Below are 2,500 nucleotides of genomic sequence, written 5' to 3'. Positions count from 1 at the left end.
GTCGCCTCCAAAAGAGTAACGGAGGCTTCTAAAGGTTCCCTCAGCACGTTTGGTAACCGTGCGTAGAGTGCAATGGCATAAGGGAGCTTGACTGAGAGACATACAGGTCGATCAGGTACGAAAGTAGAGCATAGTGATCCGGTGGTTCCGCATGGAAGGGCCATCGCTCAAAGGATAAAAGGTACTCCGGGGATAACAGGCTGATCTCCCCCAAGAGCTCACATCGACGGGGGGGTTTGGCACCTCGATGTCGGCTCGTCACATCCTGGGGCTGGAGAAGGTCCCAAGGGTTGGGCTGTTCGCCCATTAAAGTGGCACGCGAGCTGGGTTCAGAACGTCGTGAGACAGTTCGGTCTCTATCTGCTGTGGGCGTTAGAAATTTGAGTGGATTTGACTTTAGTACGAGAGGACCGAGTTGAACTAACCTCTGGTGTATCTGTTGTTCTGCAGAAGATTACCACGTTGATAGGATACAGGTGTAAAGGCAAGTAGCTACATAAGCGCTGAAAGCATATTGAGATTTCTTTAAAGGGTCGTGGAAGATTACCACGTTGATAGGATACAGGTGTAAAGGCAGTAATGTCATAGCCGAGTATTACTAATAACCCATAGGCTTATGTATAGTTCCCGACTTCGGGTCGGGACGCAAACTCTTTTGATAATTTACGATATGATTTTACTAATATGTTAACTTATACAGTTGCAATATACTGAACGATTTAAGGTGATTATCGCAATGGGGCTCACCTCTTTCCATCCCGAACAGAGAAGTTAAGCCCATTTGCGCCGATGGTACTGCCAATGGTGGGAGAGTAGGTCGTTGCCTTTCTTTTAAACCTCAATCTTTATAGATTGAGGTTTTTTTTTGCTCTAAACTCAAATGAAAAATAGTGCTTTTAACATAATTACCCTTCTTCTTATATTATAAATAAAGCTTATATAATTTTATTAATCCTAAATTCAAGATATTTCATAGAAAATAAAAAGAATGAAGTACTATTAAGTATCCCAAACTTATGCAGTACAATTATGTACTAAAAAAAAGGATTATAAGTATCTTGATAATCACCAGAGACGGAAAATGAAGATTTATTAGAAGAAAGGAGTAATAAAAATATTGATTGTAACTTATGAATGAGCAATATCGAATAAAAATGATTTTAGAGGGTATATTATCGAGATTAAATTAGAATATAAACTTAAAAGAAGGTGAAAAATAAGCTGCCTATATTCTTTAAAAAATAAGAATAAACAGAAAGCGATATACTACGTTAATATTCCAAGGAATTAGAAAAGAGTATATAGTTAAAATAGGCTAGAAGAAAACAAAAAATCTATACTTAAATTTTTTATTGATGTTAAAACAAACTTTTTTAAATAGTATATAAGATTATTATTACCGTTATTAAGTAGCTCTTCAGAATAATAAATATAATTTTACTACAGTTTTCAAATATCAGCGAAGTAAAAAAGAGCATAATAGTGGTTGATTTATAGTTTACACAAGTAAGAAAGTCACCGATATACTATTAACTTAAGCTAGTTTTAGTAACTAACCAAGAGTAATTCATTAACAAATCAATAAAAGATAAGATTAATTTTAGAGTTAAGTGTTTAAGAAACAGGGCTAAAAAAAAACTTTAAAAGAAAGATGAAAAAGGTAGTTGTTATGTTGAAAAAGGAATCTATATTTGCACCCGCTAAGGGAAAAACGAGTGCTACAGAGCATGAGTGCGATGCTTTAAAAGGTCATAAAAAATACTGGTTAAGATAGTTTTAATAAAGTGTAAAAAATAAGTTAAATATTACTTGTTTAGTACAGATTAAAGAGAGTATCTTTGCAGTCCGATTTAGGGTAAATAGTTCATTAAAATGTTGCGAAAATAACTTTAAAAAAAGCTTCAAAAAGTTTTGTCAGTTTTAGAAAAGTTTATAGATTTGCAACCGCTTTAAGAAAGCGATACGATCAGAGAAATTTTGGAATGATTTAGTAATAAAAATCAGTTAGTTCGAATCTAGCGTTTCTACAAAATTAGGATTTACAACGAGTGTTTTACAGCATGAGTGCGATACCCTAAAAGTTCATTGAAAATATTGAAATTGACAGCGTAAACAAAGAGTAGAATAACCACGTTCTAATTTTTTAGAACAAATTCTTTTGAAACTTATTCATTAATATTATTTAAAATATACAATGAAGAGTTTGATCCTGGCTCAGGATGAACGCTAGCGGCAGGCTTAACACATGCAAGTCGAGGGGTAACATTGTGCTTGCACAGATGACGACCGGCGAACGGGTGCGTAACGCGTATAGAATCTGCCTTGTACAGGAGGATAGCCTTTAGAAATGAAGATTAACACTCCATAATGTATAGAAGAGGCATCTCTTTTATATTAAATATTTATAGGTACAAGATGACTATGCGTCCTATTAGCTAGATGGTAAGGTAACGGCTTACCATGGCAACGATAGGTAGGGGGTCTGAGAGGATTATCCCCC

General features: G+C 35.2%; 3 rRNA genes (2 of these 3 running past the window's edge). All 3 read left to right on the top strand.

From position 1 onward, the window contains the following. Nucleotides 1–622: ribosomal RNA gene (locus H0I30_RS05320) — 23S ribosomal RNA — on the top strand (it extends 2,255 nt beyond the left edge of the window). Nucleotides 623–720: 98 nt separating this feature from the next. Beyond that, nucleotides 721–829: ribosomal RNA gene (gene rrf / locus H0I30_RS05315) — 5S ribosomal RNA — on the top strand. 1,362 nt (nt 830–2,191) lie between these two features. Then, nucleotides 2,192–2,500 (top strand): 16S ribosomal RNA (locus H0I30_RS05310); it runs 1,209 nt beyond the window's last position.

Origin of the sequence: Tenacibaculum sp. AHE14PA (assembly GCF_019278465.1) — a bacterium.
Taxonomy (GTDB): Bacteria; Bacteroidota; Bacteroidia; order Flavobacteriales; family Flavobacteriaceae; genus Polaribacter; species Polaribacter bernardetii.
The sequence above is the reverse complement of the archived record's forward strand: the minus strand, read 5'-3'. Positions and strand labels throughout refer to the sequence as shown.